Below are 21,347 nucleotides of genomic sequence, written 5' to 3'. Positions count from 1 at the left end.
GACCACTGAGTGCTAAATTACCCTTGACCAAGAAATTCTTCAGGGGTATAATGGAGGTAGATACGAACAAATCTTCTTAAAGAGAGGGTGATATGAAAAAAATTAACCATAAATTGCTCAGCATTCCTCCTTACATCTCGACGTCATGGAAAAACATTAACACGCTCCATATGAAAGAGATCGAGGGAAAACCTGTACTGGTCATCGTTCTCCATAATGGGACCTTGATCGAGATTCCTGGGCTAGAAGAGGCCCTCATCACCCAAGTCTTTGAAGCTCACTCGAAGTATGTCGAGCAGGAGACCAAGGAGCCCCAGACTGAATCGCTGAAGACCTTTGAGCCCTCTCCCAATAAAGATATTTCCTTTTCCCTTGGGGTCCCCTTTCAGATGAGTGGTGGGGATTGTGCTGAGAGCTTTGGCTCCTTTATGGAACACAATCCCGAGCAAGCCGATGCTCCCGAGATCCCTGCTGAAGTGCTCGAAAAGATCACCTCGATCACCAAAGCGCTTGGGGTCGACATGGAGCAGATGAACATTCCCAAACCCGAACCCCACTGTAACTGCCCTTACTGTCAGTTGGCCCGTGCAGTTCAAGGAAGTGACGCTTCTGACGAAACGTTTGAAGAAGAGGTTTCTGACGACGATCTCCGTTTCCGTGACTGGGACATCAAACAAGAAGGGGACAAACTTTACATTGTTTCCAACCCTCTTGATGCTGATGAGCATTACCAAGTGTATCTTGGCTCCCCTGTTGGGTGTACTTGCGGTAAAAAGAACTGCGAACATGTCCGCACCGTCCTGAATAGTTAACTGAAGAGGCAAGGGACAGCGCGCCAAATCGGTTCTCTTCGGGAGGCCGTACGGAGTACTGCCCTCCACTCGCTCGAACCAATTTTCCATCGCTGCTCTACCTCTTCAGCTAACTATTCCCTCTGTTAATCTTTTTTCGTGCCCAAGTTGGGCACGAAGATTCTCTTTTTCATTTTTACTCTAGTCTTTTAAAAGGATGTACTCTACAATAAGCACAAAGCTATGTCTTATTGAAGGAGTACGAATATGTTAAAAGCTCTCGCGTTGGTCGCACTGCTCATGGTTGGGGCTTTCTCGGCTCGCACTTATGCGGATGCTGCACCACCACTCGACAAATCGATCACCAAGGCTGCCTCGACAAAAAGTCAGGGAGGCCACTTTAAATCATTTACTGGAAAAATCATTGGGAGCAATGTCCGAATGCGGGCAAAGGCAGACCTTGACAGCCACATCATCGACGAGCTTGCTAAAGATGAGTATGTGGTTGTGACAGGTGAAAAAGGAGACTTTTATGCTGTTGCTGCCCCAAGCAACCTTAAGGCCTATATTTTCCGCGGCTTTGTGATCGACAGCGTTGTAGAAGGAGACCGTGTAAATGTCCGTCTTGCTCCTGATCGGGAAGCGCCCATTGTTGGCCACTACAGCACCGGTCATCCCATCGATGGAAAGATCTGCAAAGGGAATAAAAAGTGGCTAGAGATCGATGCCCCTAAAGGGACAGAATTTTTTGTCGCTAAGGAATATGTCGAATATGCAGGGAAACCTGAGCTCAAAGCGGTTCAAGACAGACGCAAAGCAACGGTCACCCAACTTCTCGAGTCAACAAGCCTCCTAAGTCAAGGAGAAATGAGGAAAGCTTTCCATGAAATTGATATCGAGCGGATCACCCACAACTACCAAACGATCATCAACGATTACTCCGACTTCCCCAGGTTCGTTGCAAGCGCTGCAAAAGAGCTTTCCGCCGTTCAGGAAGATTACTTGCACCGGAAGATTGCCTTTCTAGAGGCAAAGGCGACCAAGATGTCTAAAGGACAACGTTCCGACGATATCTATGCCGTTTCTCACCATGCGCAAGACAATATCTCAGCAACTGACCGGATGAAAGTTTGGGAGCCCGTCGAAGAAGCGATCTACCTCAGCTGGGCCTCGATGCACCACGCTAAGACGATCGACGACTTCTACGCCGACCAAAAGCTCAAGAGCCAGACTGTTTCTGGAATCTTAGAGTCTTACCGGGATCCTGTGAAGAACAAGCCAGGTGACTTTGTCGTTAAAGATCGCGACGTCCCTGTTGCTTATGTCTACAGCACCCAGGTCAACCTCGACGACTTCGTTGGAAAGCGGGTCAACTTGATCGTCTCCTCGAGACCGAACAACAGCTTTGCTTTCCCCGCCTACTACGTCCTAGAAGTTGAATAAACCTGTAAGTGCGATCTATGGATACCTGCCTGAATTTTTCTTTTTTCCCATGTCCAGATGGACAAGATCACCCCTACTTTATCCAAGTATGTGGTCATCTTGCCCCCTTGAATCTGAAAAAAAATCTAAAATCCTTTCAGGCACCCCTAGATCGCACTCCCAGGTAAAGTCAAATGGCCTACTCCCCCGTTGAGATGCGTGAGTGGGCCGTTCGCATTTTATCGGCCGACACCCTCGAAGAAAAGCTCTTTTCTCCTGATCACCTGACCGACAATGAGCCCGGTCCTCCCATGATCTGGAATGAACCTACCCGTCCTCCCGGCATGCAGTTCCAAAGGCGAAAACGGGAGGGCAAACTCCCCCCTTTTCAGGCCCACCACGACCCCAATAATCGTGCCGCTTGCCTTCATCGCTTCGCAGGGCACGAGCTCCTCGCCGTCGAGATCATGGCCTATGCCCTTCTTCGCTTTCCCGAAGCACCCGCGCACTTCCGCAAAGGACTCGCCCATACCCTTAAAGAAGAGCAGGAGCATGTCCGCCTCTATATGAAAGAGCTCTCCCGCCTTGGGGTCCAGTTTGGTGACCTTCCCCTCTTCAAACACTTCTGGTGCCACACTCCCTATCTCACCTCCCCCCTTTCCTATGTTTCGGTAATGAGCCTCACCTTTGAGATGGCCAACCTCGACTTTGCCCCCATGTATGGCGCTTCTTTCGAAAAAAGTGGCGATAAGGAAGCAGCTGCTCTCATGGCCCGGATCCTCAAAGATGAGATTGCCCATGTCTCCTTCGGCTGGCGGTGGCTCCAAAAGTTCAAGAAAAAGGAGCTTTCCGAGTGGGATGCTTGGGCTGAGGCTCAAAGCCCCCTCCTAAGTCCCAAAAGAGCGCGCGGCTTCCTCATCCACGAGGAGCACCGCCGCAAAGCTGGCGTCTCCAAAGCGTGGATTGAGCAACTGAAGACTCAGTGACCTTTGGCTTTGTAAGCTTGTTGTGGGTGTGCGGTATTTTCTGGGTGGGTATACTCAAGCTCTTTATTCTTGACCATCTCATACAAGTACTGATCCTTAATATGCTTAGGGTTCCGGCCTAGAATTTTTGCTAATTCTAAATTAGTCAATGGTCCTAGTTTACAAAGTCCCCTGATGATCTCTTTAATGACTGCTGGCTTGAAAACTCGCTTTCCAAGGTTCTCCACCTGCTTTTTGAGTATTTCAGGAAGTTCAGGGGACTCCTTAGGTAAGGCATTTAATCCCTTACCTGTGGAGCTTCCCCCTTATCTGGGGGGCTTATCTGGGGGGTTCCGCCCTTATCCGGGGAGCTTATCCGGGGAGCTCCTTCTCTAAGTTAGGTGCTAACGTGTAGTAGGTTTTGTTTCCTTTTCCTTTTTGGGTAAGTAAACCTTGGTCTCGCAGGCCCCTTAGTGCTGCACTTGCGTGCAAGGTGTCGATCCCATTGAGCTGTCGGTAATCTTGATTTGTAATAGCGCCCACCTCTTGGGTAAAGACAAGGGCGCGTCTTTGGGCATCTGATAGATTAAAGTCTCGGAAATGAGTCAGCCATTCCAGGGCTTCTCGGTCAAGCAAATGATGCGATAAGAGAACAAGATCAAACTCATTGCTTTCTCTATCCGTTTCTATAATCGGTGGCGTTGTCAAACCTGCTTCCCGCATCCATTCCCGCATAGAGCTGATCCCAGTCCCTTTTGTCTCTGCATATTTTAGCTCATGGAAAACAGCTGAGATGACCCGGTTTCTTTGCTTCGACCCCGCTTCTCCCAGCTCTTCAAATGGCTTTAGAGGGTGTCGTCAAGAACTGATCAATCCTTAAGCCCTTCCTATGGGAAATTTCATTGTTATCCTCCTTCAAAAGCCTAATTAGGGCTTCCTGCATCGGACGCCTTAAACTTTCCTTATGGCAAGTGCTTCTTTATTGAGCATTTCTTGACGACACCCTCTAGAGAGTGCTCCCCATTTTTAAACTCAAGTCGGTTTGAATAGCGGATAATTTGTGTTGGTTGGACTTGCAAGAGTTCTAATAATTCTGCTGCTTTATGTTCCATAGGTCTAAAAAATTTTACCAAGTTTTCAGAAATCTTATCAAGATAAAACGAAGAAAAATGACTACTTATCCACCATCTCGGGAGCTTGCAGTTCCCGCGGAACCCGATCGATCCCCTCAAGGGTGTCGAGCTCGATCGAGCGGGCAGCCGCCCCCATCTCCTTAAACTTACGAGCAGAAACGAGAACGCGAGACTCAAGCGAGCCAACCGCTTTATTGTAGGCATCGACAGAACTCGCAAGGGTCCGTCCTACCTTGCTCCAATGTTCAGACATATCGGTGATCCGCTTGTAGAGCTCATGTCCCAGCTTACTCACCTCTTCCGCGTGAAGGGAAAGCTTTTCCTGCTTCCAGCCGTAGGCAATGGCCCGAAGAAGGCCAATGAGGGTGGTGGGCGTGGCGATGATCACCCCTTGCTCCACCCCGACCTCGATGAGGGAGGGGTCAAACTCAAGTGCTGAGCTAAAGAAATTATCAGAAGGGATAAAGAGAACAACAAATTCAGGGGTTGGCTGAAAACTCTGCCAATAAGCTTTTTTTCCAAGAGCCATCACATGTTGCCGCACCTGGCGAGCATGATGCTTGAACTTTTCATCCTTGATATCTTGGTCATCGGCTTGGATCGCTTCTAGGTAGGCTTCGCAAGGGGTCTTCGCATCGACGATTACCTGCTTATCGCCAGGAAGACGGATGATCACATCGGGACGCATCTGCCCCGACTCCCCTGTCTCCTGCTCGTAAAAGTCACAATGGTTGATCATTCCGGCAAGCTCAACAACGCGGCGGAGCTGCATCTCTCCCCACCGTCCTCGCACAATGGGCTTTCTCAAAGCTTTTACAAGGGTCGCTGTTTCATTCCGCAGCTCTTTTTCCATATCGACCATTATCTTCAGCTGCGTCTTGAGCGATTCTTGTTCTCCCTTCCGCTCCTTTTCTATCGCCTGCATCCCCTTATCAAGCTTAGTGAGCGATTCCTGCACCGGTTTAAGGACATGTTCGATCGATGCTTGCCGCTTCTCCAAGTCCCCCTTCGCCTTTTCCTGAAAATTGCCAAGGGTTTCCTTTGCCAGCTGCAAAAAGGAAGCATTGCTCTTTTCTAGGGCCTCACTTGAAAGGGCCTTAAACGCCTGCGAAAGTTTTTCCTGCGTTGCCCCAAGAAGGGCCACCTTCTCTTCCATAGCTTGCCCCTGAGCTTCTTCCCGCGCTTTTAGGTGGATATTTTCTTCGCGCGCTTTTTGCCACTTTAGATAAAAAAAGATCGCTAGCGCCGTTGGAATGATTGCAATAAGGTAGTTCATACACCCTATTAAACCTTAAAGAAGGATATTTCATCAAACCTCAACCTTGGATAATCCAAAGTAGCACTTTGGATTTTCTGTAAATAGGTTAGGCAAGGCGAGATTTTGAGAGATCTCCAAGTCTAAAAAGACCGGTCAAACTAGAGGGTATCGTCATAAGATGGTCAATAAAGAAGAACTTACTATGAGGGAAGTTCAAGGCGTCCGATGCAGGAAGCCCAAATCGGGCTTCTGAAGGAGGACAACGATGAAATTTCCCATAGAAAGGACTTAAGGATTGATCATCTTATGGCGACACCCTCTAGACTAAAAACTTTTGAATCGGAGCACTAGGGGGCATCGTCGTCGATTTCGAAATCGACGAGGGTCTTCGACTTCTTGCCCGCGATAAGACGGATGAGGGTGAGGATACATCCGGTCAGGATGTAGCCGAGAGAACAGACAAGGAGGACAAGGGGAAGATAATAGAAGATCCCGTAGAGGATGAAGATGGCGAGAAGAACGGTGAAGAGGACGAGATGGAAGGAAGGGACCCGAAAGTGGAGGGTTTTGAGGCTCGGGAATTTCCACTTGCTCACCATGAGGTAGCCAAGAATGATCATCGAGCAGGTGAGGATAATCGCCCGGGCATTATAGGATAGGGGGATCCAGTCTTGTGCAAAGATCGAGTGGAGGAAAAGATTGATCGAAATAGCGCCAGCAGCTGAAGCGGGAATCGGCAGGCCGGTGAAGTTTTTCTTGTAGGCAATCATGGCATCTTTATCGGTTTTAATCTCATGCGCACGGACGTTGAAGCGAACAAGGCGTAGGACGCCGCAAATGGTGTAAAGCATCGCCCCCACAACAGCAAAAAAGGAAAGACCTGTCGCCGGATCAAGGGAAAGGCTCTTTAGGAAAAGAACCGATGGCGCTACCCCAAAAGAAATCGCATCGGCGAGCGAGTCAAACATCGAACCAAACTCACTTTCTGCGCGGATAATTCGGGCAACAGCACCGTCTAGAAGATCGGCAAAGGCTGCCAAAAGAAGGAGCAAGGCCGACGAATATAAAAGCTCGTAGGTTCCCACACCCGGCTCTGTCATGTTCGCTTTGAAAACAACGAAAAGTCCACACGAAAGTCCAAAGGCTGTGATGATGTTTGGTAACAAATAAAACTGTCTCATGCCTCAAGCTTAGCACAGATTTTTTTTTTCGGAAACGCTAATCATCTTGTTTTCTATGTGTTGAAATTTTTCTGATTTTTTTTTTGCCTTTTGTCTCATTTTTTTGTAGACTTAAGAATTGCAACTACAATATATAGTGGGTAAGAAGGTGCGAAGAGCACAAGATGTTGTAGAAAACATAATTTACTGAAAATCTAAATTATTAGGAATTTAGTTCCAAAATCGAGGTATTTAATATGGTAAAATCAGATTCTAAAACGCCCAATAATTCTAAAGAAATGCTCTCTTCTTTCAAAGAAGCGAACATCGCAGCGGGTGAAAAGACGTTCACCGTTGTGAAGCGGAATGGAACCATCGTCCCTTTCCGAAAAGAGCGGATCTTTAAGGCCATTGAGGCGGCATTTCGTGACACCAAAAAGCTAAGCAAGGAAGCGCCCCTTCCCAAAGATTTGATCCAAATTGCTGAGGTCATTACCAATGAGGTGGTGGACAAACTTTTTGAGCTCGCGTCGAAAAATGTCACTTTAACGGTTGAGGGAATTCAGGATCTGGTTGAGGTCACATTGATGAAAAATGGGCATCACGATGTGGCACGCGACTACATTATTTATAGAGATCACCACAAAGAGATGCGGGGAGATGACCCAAGAAACCTAAAGATTATCCGAAAAGATAGTGAAAACCCGGTCCGCTTCAATCCGATTAAGGTGGCTGCCTCGATGGAAAAAATCTTCCGCCGCCTGCATGAGATTGAAGGGCCAACCCCTGATGAGATCATCTCGATTGTCAACACCCTTTCACAGCAGGTCGTTGGGGAAGCGGTTAACCTAGCCAAAACCGAAGAGCTTCACGTTCACCACATTCAGAACCTGGTTGAAGAAGCTTTGATGGGCGCTGGCTACTTCCAAGCAGCCAAAAGCTACATCCTCTACCGAGCTGAAAAGGGGCAGCAGACAGCTGCAACGGCCGCTCGTCCTAAAAAGAAACGGCGGAAAGCTAAAGATGGAGAGAGAAAGTTTGAGATGGAGGGGGGCAAAACGATCTCTGAGTCTGAGCTTCTCGACCGTCTCGACCACGCCTGCCGCGGTTTTGAAAAGATCGTAAAACCTGAAGACCTTTTAGAAGGGGCGATCCTCAATTTCTATGAAGGGATTAAGGAAGAAGAGATAGACCAAGCGTTGATTATGGCGACCAAAGCCCACATCGAAAAGGATCCGATCTATTCTAAGATTTCGGCCCGCCTCCTTTTAGATGTCCTTTACCGGGAAACAATCGGTTGTGACACCCTCGATCACGACGTGGAGAAAAAACACCACGCTTACTTTAAAGAATATATCGCCCACGGCATTAAAATTGAGCGGGTCAGCCCAAAGCTTGCCGATTTTGACCTCGACGCTCTTGGCAAAGCGATGAAACTGGAGCGGGATGACAAGTTCCAATATTTGGGGCTGCAGACCCTGTATGACCGCTACTTTATCCATGATATGGGGCGCCGCCTTGAAACTCCCCAGATCTTCTGGATGCGGGTGGCGATGGGACTGTCCATTAATGAAGAAGACAAAACCAAGTATGCCCTCCAGTTTTATGAGACCCTCTCCAAGCATGACTATCTCTCGGCAACCCCGACCCTTTTCAACTCGGGAACCACTCACTCGCAGCTGAGCTCCTGCTACCTTTCAACGGTGATGGATGACCTTGAGCACATCTTTAAAACCGTTGCCGATGATGCGCAACTCTCCAAGTGGGCAGGCGGCCTAGGCAATGACTGGACCAACGTCCGTGGAACCGGGGCCCGCATCAAAGGGACCAACGGGCAGAGCCAAGGGATTATCCCCTTCCTTAAAGTGGCCAACGACACCGCTGTTGCTGTCAACCAGGGAGGAAAGCGGAAAGGGGCGATGTGCGCCTATCTCGAAACGTGGCACATCGACATTGAAGACTTCATCGAGCTCCGTAAAAACACGGGAGATGAGCGGCGACGGACCCACGATATGAACACCGCCAACTGGATTCCCGATCTCTTCATGAAGCGGGTGAAAGAAAATGGGACGTGGACCCTCTTTAGCCCCAATGAAACCCCTGACCTTCATGACCTATATGGAAAGGCGTTTGAAAAGCGGTACACCGAGTATGAAAAGATGGCCGACGAAGGGAAGATCACCCTTTGGAAACGGGTCGAGGCGTTGCAGCTGTGGCGGAAAATGCTCAGCATGCTCTTTGAAACAGGCCACCCTTGGATCACCTTCAAAGATCCCGCTAACATCCGCTCCCCCCAAGACCATACGGGAGTGGTGCATAGCTCAAACCTTTGCACCGAGATTCTCCTCAACACTTCCAAAGAGGAAACGGCGGTCTGTAACCTCGGTTCGGTCAACCTTGCCGAGCATGTGACCGAAAAAGGGCTCGACGAAAAGAAGCTGGCCCAAACGATCCATACCGCCATCCGGATGTTGGACAATGTGATCGATGTCAACTTCTACCCGATCCCTGAGACCAAAACTGCCAACATGGCTCACCGAGCGATTGGCTTGGGGCTCATGGGCTTCCAAGATGCCCTCAACATCTTAGGGGTGAGCTACGCCAGCCACGAAGCGGTTGAGTTTGCTGACAAGAGTATGGAGATAATCTCTTACTATGCGATCCTTTACTCGAGTGAGCTTGCCAAAGAGCGGAACCCCTACCCCAGCTACAAGGGATCGAAGTGGGAAAGAGGACTTCTCCCGATCGACACCATCGATCTTCTCGAAAAAGAGCGGGGAGAAACGGTGGAAATGGACCGCTCCACTTCAATGGACTGGAGTAAGGTGCGGGAGTCGATCCAAAAGCATGGGATGCGTCACAGTAATGTGATGGCCATTGCCCCGACGGCAACGATTGCCAATATCGCAGGGGTGACCGCTTCGATCGAGCCCAACTATAAAAACCTTTACGCCAAGTCGAACCTCTCTGGAGAGTTCACCTTCTGTAACCCCCACCTTGTCGCAGAGCTTAAAAAGCTCAAGGTCTGGGACAACCAGATGATCGACGACCTCAAATACTTTGATGGATCGGTCCTTGAAATCGAGCGGATCCCCGAAGATTTGAAAAAGCAGTACCTCACCTGCTTTGAGATCGATTCCGAGTGGATCATCGAGTGTGGTTCTCGCCGGCAAAAGTGGATCGACCAGGCGCAGTCGCTCAACCTCTACTTAGCCGAGCCCAGTGGGAAAAAGCTCCATAACATGTATCTCTTTGCATGGAAAAAAGGGGTGAAAACCACCTACTACTGCCGCACGTTAGGGGCGACCCAAATCGAAAAGTCCACCCTCGATATTAACAAACGCTCTCTCCAGCCCCGCTGGATGAAGAGTGAGTCCCCTTCCGCAAGGGTGAAAATTGACCGAGAAAGCGAACCCTCTGTACCGGTTTGCAATCTCGAAGAAGGATGTGAAAGTTGTCAATAAGCTTATTAGGAGAATAATATGCACCAAGAAAAAAGGGCCAAAGCCGCCGAAAAAAGGCTTATTAATTGTACCACCGTCGATGTCAACCAACTCATGCCCTTAAAGTATAACTGGGCATGGGAGCACTACCTCAATGGGTGTGCTAACCATTGGATGCCCACCGAAGTCCCGATGGCAAAAGATATCGAGATCTGGAAGTCGAACCAACTTTCCGAAGCAGAGCGTCTCCTCATTATGAGAAACCTTGGCTTCTTTAGCACCGCAGAGAGTCTTGTAGCCAACAACATCACACTCGCGATCTATAAATATGTGACCAACCCCGAGTGTCGTCAGTATCTCCTCCGGCAAGCGTTTGAAGAGGCGATCCACACTCATACGTTCCATTATATTGTTGAGTCACTAGCCCTCGATGAAGGGGAGATCTTTAACATGTATAATGAGATCCCCGCCATCCACGATAAAGATGCCTTCGAGATGAATCTCACCCAAGATATATTAGCAAACAACTTTGACACAAAGACCCAAGAAGGGGCCCAAAAGTTCCTTGAGAACCTGATCGGCTTCTACATCATTATGGAAGGGATCTTCTTCTATAGCGGCTTTGCGATGATCCTCTCGCTCCACCGGCAAAACAAAATGACCGGAATCGGTGAGCAGTTCCAATACATCCTCCGCGATGAGACGATCCACCTTAACTTTGGGATCGATCTGATCAACGGGATTAAAGAGGAAAACCCCGAGCTTTGGTCTTCTGACTTCCAAGCCTACATCACCGATAAGATCCGGCATGCCGTCGAGCTTGAGATCCGCTACGCTGAGGACTGCCTTCCCAAAGGGATCCTCGGTCTCACAGCCCCGATGTTCCGCGAGTATGCCCAGTACATCGCCGATCGCCGCCTCGAGCGGATTGGTCTCAAGACCCAATACAACTCGAAGAACCCCTTCCCCTGGATGAGCGAGACGATCGATCTCGGCAAGGAGAAAAACTTCTTCGAAACGCGGGTAACCGAGTACCAATCTTCGGCTAGCTTGACCTGGTAAACAAAAAGGGCCCTGACCGGGGCCCTCACTTACACTTTTTCTACAAAAGATGTTACCCTATTTTGAACCATGCCAAAAATCGAATCCCAGGACTGTCAGTTAATTCATACGTCATGTTAAAATGACGTAAAGTTTGCTTGAACTAATCAAAAAGAGGCAAAAAATGTCTATAACAACCAATGCAAATCATGTGTCTACTTATGAGTACATTTATGAAGCTGGTAGCTGTCCTAACCGTAAAGTGGAGTTTTATATTGAAAAAAACAAGCACGAGATTTTTGCCCAAATTACGCCAAAGAGCATGGGCAAATGGCAAAATACCATTATTTCTGAAATAAAGGAATCTCAAATGATTAAAGAAGGGGCCTCTACATCTCAGAGTAAGAAATTTAATCAATTAGAGCTTAAAGAAAAGCTAGAGGTCCTTCAAAACCTCGACCCAAAAGGGGCATGGTGCATTCATTTTAAGAACAATATCGGTGAAAATCCCTTCTTTGAAAAGGCAAAACAATTGATATTTTTTGATCCCCATGCTTAACAGCAAGGGTCTTACCCAATTTTGAATGAGCAGCAAAATCTCCCTTCGTTTTTAAAAGTTCACTTTTAGCTGTAAATTACCTAGCAACTTTTTTGGTCATGAATTAAACTAGTCGTTATGACTCCCAAGCATAAGATAGGCGATACCCATCGCGACTTTACCTTTACCAAAGTGACTCCGATCGAGGAGCTCCAGATGGTTCTCTATGAGCTTGAGCATGGGCCATCAGGGGCGCGGGTGGTCCACCTAGAAGCCGATGATCCTGAAAACCTCTTTTGCCTCTCGCTACAGACCTTGCCGAGCGACTCGACAGGCGTTGCCCACATCTTGGAACATATCGTCCTCTGCGGCTCAAAAAAGTTCCCGGTCAAGGATCCTTTCTTTGCGATGACCCGGCGGAGTCTCAACACCTTTATGAACGCGATGACAGGGGCCGACTTTACCTGCTATCCAGCCGCTTCTCAGGTGGAAAAAGACTTCTACAACCTGCTTGAGGTCTACCTCGATGCGGTCTTTGCCCCCGAGCTAAAAGAGATGAGCTTTTTGCAGGAGGGACACCGCTTTGAGTTTGATCCCGATTTGATTTTCAAAGGGGTTGTCTACAACGAAATGAAGGGAAGTCTTTCGAACCCTGAAACCCGCCTGTGGCAGGAGATCACAAAGTATTTAACACCTGACTTAACCTACGCTTTTAACTCAGGAGGTGACCCCAAGGATATCCCCAGCCTCACCTATGAAGGGCTGAAGGAGTTTCATGCGACCCATTACCATCCAAGCCGTTCGATCTTCTTTTTCTATGGAAACCTCCCCCTAAAAAAGCATCTCGACTTCATTCAAAAACATGCACTTAAAGGGGTTGAAAAACTTCCCCCACTTGAAGGGGTTCCGAAGCAGCAGCGCTTTGCCGCGCCGATTCAGAAAGTGGGCACCTACCCCGCAGAAACGGGGCAAGACTTTGTTTCGTTTAGTTGGCTCACCACCGAGCTCGAAAATCAAGAAGAGGCACTGGCTTTGGCAGTGCTCGATTCGATCTTGATGGAGACCGACGCTTCCCCCCTGAAAGATTCCCTGATCAAGTCGGGACTTTGCACGCAGGCAGATGGCTATCTCGACACCGACATGCGAGAAATTCCCTATATCATCATCTGTCGGGGCTGCGAGAGTGGAAGTACGGAAAAACTCCAAGAGGTTCTGTTAAAAACCTTGGAAGAGATCGCCGAGAAGGGGATCAAGGAAGAGCTTGTTGATGCGGCGATCCACCAGCTCGAATTTTCTCGTTTGGAGATTACGGGCGACTATGGCCCCTTTGGCCTCACCCTCTTTATGCGCTCGATCCTCCCCATGCAGCATGGATGCTTTCCCGAAGATGCCTTGACGATCCATAGCCACTTTAAAAAGCTCCTCATCCAGGTGAAAGACCCCGACTATCTCCCCGGACTGATTCGAAAATACCTCCTTAAAAACCCCCACTTCCTTACCTTTACCTTCTCCCCCGATAGTGGGTTAGAAAAACGGGAGCAGGATGAAGAAAAGAAGCGCCTCAACAAGATCGAAGAGGCCCTCACCGAAAAAGAAAAAGAGACAATCGTTAAACAGACGGCTGAGCTTGAAAAGTTCCAGGCAAAAAGTGAAAGTCAGTCGCTCGAGTGTCTCCCGAAAATCACCTTGGTCGACGTACCGAAGGAGATCCCTCACTTTCCCCTTCACCGGGAGCAAATCGACCAACTGACCGTTTTCCACCATGAGTGTTTTACCAACCATATTGCCTACGGCCACCTGGCCTTCGACCTTCCTCAGATTGCAAAGGAAGATCTCCCCTATCTCCAACTATTCCTTTCGATCCTTCCAGAGCTCGGCGCTGGAGAGCGGAACTACCGGAAAAACCTCGACTACATCAACGCTTACCTGGGAGATTTTGGAACCTTTTTAAATCTCTACCCGCAGGTAACCGATTCGCATACCCTTGCGCCCGTCTTCGGCTTCAAAGGGAAAACCCTTAGCCGCAATCTCGATAAGCTTTTCGACCTGTTTAAAACGGTCTGTCGCGCTCCCGACTTAACCGATAAGGGACGAATTAAAGACCTTATCCTGCAGATCCATACCTCGCTCGAAAACCGGCTCAATAGAAGCGCCATGTCCTACGCAATTCAAAGGGCCGTGAGTCCCTTTTCCCAAGCTTCCTATGTGGGGGAGCACCTCCATGGAATTACCTATTTTCAGTGGATCCGAAACCTCGCCCAAAAAATCGATAAAAAACTCCCCGCACTGATTGAAAAACTGAAAGAGATCAAGAGTCTTCTTTTCCACCTGACCGCCCCCCAGCTGATTTTAAGTTGTGACCACGATCAGTATCACACCCTATCGAAGGAAGGGTTTTATGGGCTGAGTGACTTCCCCACTAATAAGCCCTATCGACCGTGGGAAGGACTTACCCTTCCCCTCTCAGCTCCTTCAGAGGCTTATCCGATTAGCTCTCCCGTTGCCTTTTCAGCGATGGGAATTGCATCGGCCACCCTCACCTCCCCCCATGCCTCGGGGTTAAGCATCTCAACCGAGCTGATGCAAAACACCTTCCTCCACACCAAAGTGCGCGAGCAAGGGGGCGCCTATGGCGCTGGCGCCAGCTATAATCCGATTACCGGTAACTATTACATGAGCGCCTACCGCGATCCCCACATCGGACTTACTTTCGAAGCCTTTGAGGAGGGCATTGCCCGGATGGCTGCCGGAAAATTTACCGACCGGGAGCTTTTTGAAGCGAAGCTAGGGATTATCCAAGACTATGACACCCCGATCTCTCCTGGAAGTCGGGCGATTTCTAGCTATGCCCATTTCCGCGAAGGGTACACCAAAGAGATGCGCCAAGAGATGCGAGACCACCTCCTGATCACCAGCAAAGACGAGGTGAAGAAGGCGGTTTCCGAGCATCTCGATCCCAGCTCAGCGGTCAAAGTGACCTTTGCCGGCGCTCCCCTTATTGAAAATGAAGGAACTGGGCTTACAAAACCTCAGTTTTAGGTTTAGTTTGCTTAGCTCCAGAGAGAGTTTTGCTTAAATTTTCTTCTTTTGGATCGAAGGTAAGGGTCTAAATGGCCCTTTCCGAGATCAAAAAGGAGAAAAGAAAGCTAAAATCCCCTGAGGCTGAGTGAAATAAACCGAAATCTGAGGTTAAAAAATAAACGCTGACGCCATTTGATCACACTCAGCCTTAGGAATTCCCAAGCGCTCTGCAACAGCCCTCCACTCTTTAACGGCTGCTTGAACCTCTTTGATAATTACATGGGCCCGCTTATTTGATACCCTAAACTCTCCCGCGACCCCCATAGCAGTCTCTAAGGAAGCTGCCGTATCTTCAAAGTCTATTGCTGTTGTTAATACCCTTGGCTTGATATGGATGGGTGTGGGATTCATATCATAGGCAGGCGACAGCCTCCACCCTTTATAACGTTCGTAGAGAAAACCATGGTTACGAAGGTGGTCATCTGTATTGGAAATCATGACGGTAAACACAATGCGTCGCCAGAGCTCTTCTAGATCTTCGGTGGGAGAGGCTCCATGTTGCGCAATAGCATAAGCAATTTCCAGATAGCTGTGCTCTTCATGATCACCAGCATCTAACATACTCATCGATGATAGAAAGGGGATCCTCTGCCCCCCCTTTCTATCAAAGCGCTCAAGGATCAGAACCGGTTTTTTTAAAACCGTTTCAAGTCGCCATGAAGGGACCGTTATCCCACTACTTTCAGCAAGAATCAGAGCCACCGCCTCCCAAGCAGGAACGTTAAATTCATCATCTTTTTTCGGAAATTTAGCAATGGCAAGGCTTCCATCTCGATCTTTGACTGAGGCTTTTGGCCTGGCGCCCCCAAGGGAAGAGCCTGGCGCCAAAAGCAACTTAAGATCGGCAGCACTCTCATGGTCTTCCATCACATGGTCTGCTGCTGCAAGAAGTTTCGGAAGACGTATGAGAGGGGGAAAGACCTTTTCCCGCTGCGCAGACAAAAAGGTTTTTTCATTCGCTGGAAGCGAAAAACGGAGCGCTCCCTGACGCGCCTCATCATTAACCCCTAATAAGTAGTCTATTTCGGTAAGTGTCGGCTGCTTCCTATCATTATCCTTTGCGGCATGGGCACGACGCATGAGAGTGCGCCCCCAACAATCTGGGGCTGAATCGCCAATCGCACCAAATAAGCCCCGACCAGCTTTGGTATGAAAAGAGCCTTCAGTCAACTTAAGGGCTGGCTCCAAAGCAAACTTTTCTGGATGCATCAGCCAGTCCTTATCATACTCAAAAGCCCCTCTTTCTCGACCATTGCGCGTATGAAACCATAAACTTCCTATCCGAACATCCTCCCCACTTAGTGCTCTGTCACCCCTAAGAATTAGGATATCTTGATTTATCTTTTCCCGGCTGGCTTCGTGTTCGATCTCCACACTTTGCCAGCCGAAAAAATCTCAACCAATCTATCCTCAATTTTAGGGTTGACAGAGCACTAGGGTGACCGACACAATAACTTCTCGACTACTCATTCACTCCCCCTTTGGGAGACGGACCCTTTTAGGGAGCTTCTCGTCCTCAAGCTGACGCCCCATCACATCATGCATCGCATCCACTAAATCACTGAGTCTATCCACCATTCCCAAAGCAAATAAAACAGCAGCATAGCTTCCCATCGACGCCGTGGGATCGCCTCTTTCAACCTTCCCAACAGTTGTCCGTGAGATCCCTGCACGCTCTGCCATAAGAGCAATCGTGATAGTGCGCCGCCTACGGGCATCGTTAATATCGCTCCCTAGTTTACGTAAAGCTTTCATAACTGGAATAGGAATCACTTTTTTCATCATAACCTTAGTATACAGAAAAATCAGAAAAAAACAATTTTTATGCTCCTTATAAAAGTCACAAAATGGCTTAACGACTAATATAACAACTCTAAAAAACCTCTTACCAAAAAAGAGCTCTTTTGCTAAATTGAAGAATTACATCAAGGAGAGAGTATGCACACAGCTATTACTGGAATCATTTTACTCATTTCACTTATTTCAACCCCCATCTATGGGCGGAATCCCAGCCGCACACAGACCGATACAAAATCGTTCTCTCAACCCTTCATCGATGTCGCAAAAAATTGCACCCCTGCGGTTGTCTTTATCCGCGCAGAGGGGGCTCCCCCACGCAATGATCCGAACGACATGTTCAACGACGAGTTTTTCCACCGCTTCTTCGGTGGTCCCCCCAGAAGACAAGGGCCTCAAGTGAGCCAAGGATCGGGTTTTATCATTTCGAAAGATGGCTACATCATGACCAACCTCCACGTCGTGCGGGGTGCCAAAAAGATTACCGTGACCCTCCAAGATGGAACGAGCCGCGAGGTCTCTGCCTCCTATATCGGAGGAGACTCCCATACCGACATCGCCGTTATTAAGATCGACGAAGAGCAAGGAAGCAATTTCCCCTTCATCGAGATGAGCAACTCCGATGACCTCGAAGTGGGCGAGTGGGTCGTTGCCATTGGAAACCCCTTTGGCCTTGAAGCGAGCGTTTCTGCCGGAATCATTAGCGCGAAAGGGCGACAAGGGCTTCAGATCACCGACTACGAAGACTTTATCCAGACCGACGCCGCGATCAACCCCGGTAACTCGGGAGGACCCCTTATCGACCTCGACAAAAAAGTGGTTGGGATGAACACCGCAATCGTCTCCCAGTCGGGAGGGTACATGGGAATCGGTTTTGCAATTCCGAGTAACATCCTTCAAAATATCAAACACCAACTTGTAGAAAATGGAGTCGTCACCCGCGGTTTCCTCGGTGTCTCCCTCCAGCCCATTGACAATGACCTCGCTGAAGCGTTTGGAACAAAAACCACTCAGGGAGCTCTCGTCGTCGATGTCGTTGAAGACTCCCCTGCTGAAAAAGCAGGTCTTCAGCAAGGAGATATCATCACCAAACTCAACGGAAATACGATAAAAAGTCCCGGCCAACTCCGAAACGATGTGGTCCTTCTCCCTCCAGGAACCGTCGTAAAGCTCACCGTTAACCGCAATGGAAAGATGATGACCATCCCCGTGACGCTAGGAACCTATGGGGCCAATACCCTCGTTTCGAGCACGACTGCTTCACGCCACCTAGGGATCTCAGTCGACAACCTGACGAACCAAAACATCCAAAAGTACCGCCTCCACCAAGATGACCAAGGGGTGATTGTTGTTTCAATCGAGCCTGACTCTCCTGCAAGTCGCTCGGGGATCCAGCCTGGCTCCCTCGTCATGGCGGTGAACCACCAGAAGGTGACCAACGTCACCGAGTTTAACGATGCCCTCCAGAATGTGAAGTCAGGGCAGCGGATCCTCCTCCTCATCCGCCAAGGGCAAATGATGAAGTTCTACTCCCTAAGAGCAGAATAGGACTTAGACTTTAAAATCAGGGTTATTTCGAATATTATTGAAGGCCTCTTTAGCCACGATCGGTGAGAGGTCTTCGATGCCCGCTTTTTGGGCGGCGTGGAGCCAGCCGACAGCTGGTTCAACCTGGGAAAGGGCTGCACATGCTTCAGCGCTACGGACAGCAATCTGGGGGTTGGGAAGAAGCTGAAAGGCAGGGCCTGCCAGCTCGATGACAAGGGGATAATCCTTCACCTCATAGGCCGCCTGATGCAGGTAGATCTTGGACTCGGGGTTGAGGTGGCTTTTGATCGGCTTGAGAAGGTCATAGACCGCTTGATGGTCGTTTTTCTCCGCTTTAAGAGAGGCCAAGTACTGGGTGGTGAGATTGAAAATCATCCCCTTCTTTGCCTTTTCACGCACCTCTTCAAGTTTGGGCATTGCCTCTTCTCTTTGGTTCGCATTGAGGTGGTCTTCGATCTCTTTGAGCTTACCGGTAAGGTCGTCGTTCCGGTCACTTTCGGTCATCACCCGCGACTGTTTCCAAGCGTTAAAATTCTGAAAGGCAAAGAGGAAAAAGATCGCTCCAATAAGAAAGTAGCCGATAAAGAAAAAGGTGATACTAAACCCAACAGAGAGGAACATACTGGTGAAGGTTGCATACTTGATTCCTTTAGCGCCGCAGATTGACTCAAAAACAACACGGAGAAGTTGCCCCCCATCAAGGGGCATCACAGGAAGGAGATTGACCACCGTCCAAAAGAGGTTAACCCAGGTCAAGATTTTTAGTGTGTAGAGAATATAGGGATTCTCAAAAAACTCGGTCGATAGAAGAAAAAGGGCGCAAAGAAAAAGGAGAAATCCAAAAATCGGACCATTTAAGACGACTAAAAACTCCCGCCAGCCGCAGAGGCGAGGCCCTTCCGGGTAGGTGAGCCCTCCAAAAGCAACAAGTTGGATTCGGGGTTTTTGCCCAAAGTAGCGGGAGGTAAGGGCATGGCCATACTCATGGACGAGGATCGAAACAAAAATCACTCCAATCCAAATGAGGGTGAGGATAAAAGGGTGGGAGGTCTGCATGGTATTGATCCAGCCGATCAGCCCCGCTGTCACAAAGAAAAATGGAGAAATCTTAACCGGTATTTTCATTGCATTGCTTTTAGCATCGTGGCGCCGATGTCCGCTGGAGACTCCGCAACATGAACGCCTGCATCTCTTAAAGCCTCCATCTTCCCTTCTGCAGTCCCTTTTCTGCCAGAGACAATCGCTCCAGCATGTCCCATCCTCCGTCCGGGAGGAGCCGTTACACCTGCGATAAAGCCCCCAACAGGCTTGCTGCAATGGGCCTTGATCCAAGCGGCCGCCTCTTCTTCAGCGTTTCCCCCAATCTCCCCAATCAAGAAAATGCCGGCTGTGTCAGAATCTTTTTCAAATAGTTCTAAAACATCGATAAAATTCGTTCCATTTAGGGGATCTCCTCCAATCCCAACACAGCTCGACTGACCCAATCCATTTTGGGTCGTTTGCCATACCGCTTCGTAAGTCAGTGTTCCCGAGCGGGAGACAATTCCAATCTTCCCCTTCTTATGAATGTACCCTGGCATGATCCCAATTTTGCACCCATCAGGAGTGATCACTCCGGGGCAGTTGGGACCGATCAAACGAGAGGTTTTTGAGCGCTCCATCACCCTTGACACCTCAAGCATGTCGCGGATTGGAATCCCCTCGGTAATGCACACGATGAGTGGAATCCCCGCATCTTCAGCCTCAAGGATCGAGTTTGCTGCAAAAGGAGGTGGGACAAACACCATCGTTGCATCGGGATTTACCTTTTCCTTCGCCTCATAGACGGTATCGAAGACGGGAAGGCCAAAGATCTCCTGCCCCCCTTTCCCAGGAGTGACCCCTCCAACAAATTGGGAGCCATAAGCAATGCACTGCTCGGTATGAAACTGCCCTGCCCGCCCTGTAATTCCTTGGGTGATCACCTTGGTGTTTTTATCGACCAGAATCGCCATCTACTTCCCTCCCTTAAGGGCTGCGACCGACTTTTCGGCAGCATCGGCCATCCCCTCTGCAGAGATAATGGCAAGGCCCGATTCTTTTAAGATTTTGCGCCCCTCTTCCACATTGGTCCCCTCAAGTCTCACAATAAGGGGCACTTTCATCCCAATCTCTTTCGATGCAGCGATCACTCCATGAGCAATCGTCGCACAGTTCATGATCCCCCCAAAGATGTTGACGAGAATCACTTTGACGTTGGGATCGGCTAAAATGATCTTAAACCCCGCAGCCACTTTTTCCTTGTCGGCACTCCCCCCCACATCTAAAAAGTTGGCCGGCTTGCCGCCGTAATGATGGATGATATCCATCGTCGACATCGCAAGTCCCGCCCCATTGACCATACACCCAATATTTCCCTCTAAAGAGATGTAGGCAAGGTCATGTTCTTTCGCTGAAACTTCGTTTTCAGAAACCTGCATTGGGTCATAAAAGCTCGCAATCTCCTTCTGACGAAAGAGGGCATTGTCATCGACGCTCAGCTTCGCATCGACCGCCCAAATCTCCCCTTTCCCCGTCTCAACAAGGGGGTTGATCTCTAAAAGAGAAGCGTCGGTTTCGATAAAGGCCTTAGCGAGTGCTGCCGCCGTTCTCATCCCAGCTTTCGCCGTTTCCCCTTTCCATCCCATAAAATTGGCTAGCCTTAAAAGGTGATAGGGCCTCACCTTTCCATCGAGGCCAATCGGAAGCTTTAAGATTTTCTCGGGGGTTTTTTCGGCAACCACCTCGATCTCCATTCCCCCTTCAGGGGAAGCGATGAGGATCGCCTCCTTATTTTCCCGGTCGATGATCGCCCCCAAATAGTATTCTTTGGCAATGTCCACCGGCTCCGTAATGAGCACCTTTTGCGCAACGATCCCTTGAGGGCCCGTCTGGTTGTTCACCATCTTCATACCGATGAGTTTTTTCGCCGTATCGATAATCTCATCTTTACTCTTGGCAAACTTGACGCCCCCCGCCTTTCCCCGGCCGCCGGCATGGACCTGGATCTTAACGACCGCCTCGTTAAGTCCTAGAAAGGAACTGATTTGCTCTGCTTCCGCAGCATTCCCCGCCACCCCAAACTCAGGGATGGGCATTCCATACTCTTTTAAAATTTCTTTCGCTTGATACTCATGAGTGTTCATAATTCC

17 protein-coding genes are annotated in these 21,347 nt (G+C 49.1%); 8 read left to right on the top strand and 9 right to left on the bottom strand.

Going from position 1 to position 21,347, the window contains the following annotated elements; all coding sequences use genetic code 11:
* Positions 1-92 precede the first annotated feature (92 nt).
* The 3 genes from NEPTK9_RS01755 to NEPTK9_RS01745 all read left to right on the top strand — a co-directional run bounded on the left by NEPTK9_RS01755 (position 93) and on the right by NEPTK9_RS01745 (position 3,199).
* A complete protein-coding gene (locus NEPTK9_RS01755) occupies positions 93-812 on the top strand; it encodes a hypothetical protein (RefSeq protein WP_194847110.1) in 720 nt (239 codons plus the stop codon).
* Positions 813-1,058: 246 nt separating this feature from the next.
* The gene (locus NEPTK9_RS01750) at positions 1,059-2,234 is read left to right on the top strand and encodes an SH3 domain-containing protein (protein ID WP_194847109.1); all 1,176 of its coding nucleotides are present in this window, start codon (positions 1,059-1,061) and stop codon (positions 2,232-2,234) included.
* 173 nt (positions 2,235-2,407) lie between these two features.
* A complete protein-coding gene (locus tag NEPTK9_RS01745) occupies positions 2,408-3,199 on the top strand; it encodes a DUF455 family protein (RefSeq protein ID WP_194847108.1) in 792 nt (263 codons plus the stop codon).
* Here NEPTK9_RS01745 and NEPTK9_RS01740 read toward each other — a convergent pair.
* The 4 genes from NEPTK9_RS01740 to NEPTK9_RS01725 form a co-directional block, all read right to left on the bottom strand.
* On the bottom strand, positions 3,193-3,426 hold the full coding sequence (locus tag NEPTK9_RS01740; RefSeq protein WP_194847107.1) for a hypothetical protein: 234 nt from the start codon (positions 3,424-3,426) through the stop codon (positions 3,193-3,195). The two genes, NEPTK9_RS01745 and NEPTK9_RS01740, sit on opposite strands and share 7 nt — an antisense overlap.
* A 124-nt stretch (positions 3,427-3,550) precedes the next feature.
* Positions 3,551-4,009 (bottom strand): ATP-binding protein, encoded by a 459-nt coding sequence (locus NEPTK9_RS01735; protein WP_194847123.1) that lies wholly within the window; start codon positions 4,007-4,009, stop codon positions 3,551-3,553.
* 342 nt (positions 4,010-4,351) lie between these two features.
* A complete protein-coding gene (locus NEPTK9_RS01730) occupies positions 4,352-5,587 on the bottom strand; it encodes a DNA recombination protein RmuC (protein ID WP_194847106.1) in 1,236 nt (411 codons plus the stop codon).
* 329 nt (positions 5,588-5,916) lie between these two features.
* Complete coding sequence (locus tag NEPTK9_RS01725; protein ID WP_194847105.1) at positions 5,917-6,750, bottom strand: CDP-alcohol phosphatidyltransferase family protein; 834 nt, start codon at positions 6,748-6,750, stop codon at positions 5,917-5,919.
* A gap of 278 nt (positions 6,751-7,028) precedes the next feature.
* Between NEPTK9_RS01725 and NEPTK9_RS01720 the strand changes: the two genes are divergently transcribed.
* From NEPTK9_RS01720 to NEPTK9_RS01705, 4 genes are all read left to right on the top strand, one after another.
* Complete coding sequence (locus NEPTK9_RS01720; RefSeq protein ID WP_420887662.1) at positions 7,029-10,193, top strand: ribonucleoside-diphosphate reductase subunit alpha; 3,165 nt, start codon at positions 7,029-7,031, stop codon at positions 10,191-10,193.
* Positions 10,194-10,211: 18 nt separating this feature from the next.
* Positions 10,212-11,234 carry a ribonucleotide-diphosphate reductase subunit beta gene (locus NEPTK9_RS01715; protein WP_194847103.1) on the top strand — a complete coding sequence of 341 codons (1,023 nt, stop codon included), beginning with the start codon at positions 10,212-10,214 and terminating at the stop codon, positions 11,232-11,234.
* Positions 11,235-11,397: 163 nt separating this feature from the next.
* Complete coding sequence (locus tag NEPTK9_RS01710; RefSeq protein WP_194847102.1) at positions 11,398-11,772, top strand: hypothetical protein; 375 nt, start codon at positions 11,398-11,400, stop codon at positions 11,770-11,772.
* A 117-nt stretch (positions 11,773-11,889) separates the two neighbouring features.
* Positions 11,890-14,790, top strand: coding sequence for an insulinase family protein (locus tag NEPTK9_RS01705; RefSeq protein ID WP_194847101.1), 2,901 nt, complete (start codon positions 11,890-11,892; stop codon positions 14,788-14,790).
* A 150-nt stretch (positions 14,791-14,940) separates the two neighbouring features.
* Here NEPTK9_RS01705 and NEPTK9_RS09880 read toward each other — a convergent pair whose 3' ends face one another.
* Both NEPTK9_RS09880 and NEPTK9_RS01695 read right to left on the bottom strand, forming a co-directional pair.
* The gene (locus tag NEPTK9_RS09880; protein ID WP_320412040.1) at positions 14,941-16,206 is read right to left on the bottom strand and encodes a type II toxin-antitoxin system HipA family toxin; all 1,266 of its coding nucleotides are present in this window, start codon (positions 16,204-16,206) and stop codon (positions 14,941-14,943) included.
* A gap of 96 nt (positions 16,207-16,302) precedes the next feature.
* Positions 16,303-16,614, bottom strand: a complete 312-nt coding sequence (locus tag NEPTK9_RS01695) for a helix-turn-helix domain-containing protein (protein WP_228546962.1) — start codon at positions 16,612-16,614, stop codon at positions 16,303-16,305.
* Positions 16,615-16,770: 156 nt separating this feature from the next.
* Between NEPTK9_RS01695 and NEPTK9_RS01690 the strand changes: the two genes are divergently transcribed.
* A complete protein-coding gene (locus tag NEPTK9_RS01690; protein ID WP_194847099.1) occupies positions 16,771-18,177 on the top strand; it encodes a DegQ family serine endoprotease in 1,407 nt (468 codons plus the stop codon).
* Positions 18,178-18,180: 3 nt separating this feature from the next.
* Here the strand turns inward: NEPTK9_RS01690 and NEPTK9_RS01685 are convergent, their stop codons facing one another.
* The 3 genes from NEPTK9_RS01685 to sucC are packed head-to-tail and all read right to left on the bottom strand — an operon-like array spanning position 18,181 to position 21,341.
* The gene (locus NEPTK9_RS01685) at positions 18,181-19,302 is read right to left on the bottom strand and encodes a site-2 protease family protein (RefSeq protein WP_194847098.1); all 1,122 of its coding nucleotides are present in this window, start codon (positions 19,300-19,302) and stop codon (positions 18,181-18,183) included.
* Positions 19,299-20,171 carry a succinate--CoA ligase subunit alpha gene (sucD, locus tag NEPTK9_RS01680; protein ID WP_194847097.1) on the bottom strand — a complete coding sequence of 291 codons (873 nt, stop codon included), beginning with the start codon at positions 20,169-20,171 and terminating at the stop codon, positions 19,299-19,301. Before sucD ends, NEPTK9_RS01685 begins: the two co-directional genes overlap by 4 nt.
* Complete coding sequence (gene sucC, locus NEPTK9_RS01675; protein WP_194847096.1) at positions 20,172-21,341, bottom strand: ADP-forming succinate--CoA ligase subunit beta; 1,170 nt, start codon at positions 21,339-21,341, stop codon at positions 20,172-20,174.
* Positions 21,342-21,347 lie beyond the last annotated feature (6 nt).

Origin of the sequence: Candidatus Neptunochlamydia vexilliferae (assembly GCF_015356785.1) — a bacterium.
Classification (GTDB): Bacteria; Chlamydiota; Chlamydiia; order Chlamydiales; family Simkaniaceae; genus Neptunichlamydia; species Neptunichlamydia vexilliferae.
Note: the sequence above shows the minus strand (reverse complement) of the source record. Positions and strands in the feature narration are given on the sequence as shown.

Coding starts and splice junctions, on each gene's coding strand:
- NEPTK9_RS01755 (WP_194847110.1), top strand. CDS start 93: ATGAAAAAAATTAACCATAAATTGCTCAGCATTCCTCCTTACATCTCG.
- NEPTK9_RS01750 (WP_194847109.1), top strand. CDS start 1,059: ATGTTAAAAGCTCTCGCGTTGGTCGCACTGCTCATGGTTGGGGCTTTC.
- NEPTK9_RS01745 (WP_194847108.1), top strand. CDS start 2,408: ATGGCCTACTCCCCCGTTGAGATGCGTGAGTGGGCCGTTCGCATTTTA.
- NEPTK9_RS01730 (WP_194847106.1), bottom strand. CDS start 5,587: ATGAACTACCTTATTGCAATCATTCCAACGGCGCTAGCGATCTTTTTT.
- NEPTK9_RS01725 (WP_194847105.1), bottom strand. CDS start 6,750: ATGAGACAGTTTTATTTGTTACCAAACATCATCACAGCCTTTGGACTT.
- NEPTK9_RS01720 (WP_420887662.1), top strand. CDS start 7,029: ATGCTCTCTTCTTTCAAAGAAGCGAACATCGCAGCGGGTGAAAAGACG.
- NEPTK9_RS01715 (WP_194847103.1), top strand. CDS start 10,212: ATGCACCAAGAAAAAAGGGCCAAAGCCGCCGAAAAAAGGCTTATTAAT.
- NEPTK9_RS01710 (WP_194847102.1), top strand. CDS start 11,398: ATGTCTATAACAACCAATGCAAATCATGTGTCTACTTATGAGTACATT.
- NEPTK9_RS01705 (WP_194847101.1), top strand. CDS start 11,890: ATGACTCCCAAGCATAAGATAGGCGATACCCATCGCGACTTTACCTTT.
- NEPTK9_RS01695 (WP_228546962.1), bottom strand. CDS start 16,614: ATGAAAAAAGTGATTCCTATTCCAGTTATGAAAGCTTTACGTAAACTA.
- NEPTK9_RS01690 (WP_194847099.1), top strand. CDS start 16,771: ATGCACACAGCTATTACTGGAATCATTTTACTCATTTCACTTATTTCA.
- NEPTK9_RS01685 (WP_194847098.1), bottom strand. CDS start 19,302: ATGAAAATACCGGTTAAGATTTCTCCATTTTTCTTTGTGACAGCGGGG.
- sucD (WP_194847097.1), bottom strand. CDS start 20,171: ATGGCGATTCTGGTCGATAAAAACACCAAGGTGATCACCCAAGGAATT.
- sucC (WP_194847096.1), bottom strand. CDS start 21,341: ATGAACACTCATGAGTATCAAGCGAAAGAAATTTTAAAAGAGTATGGA.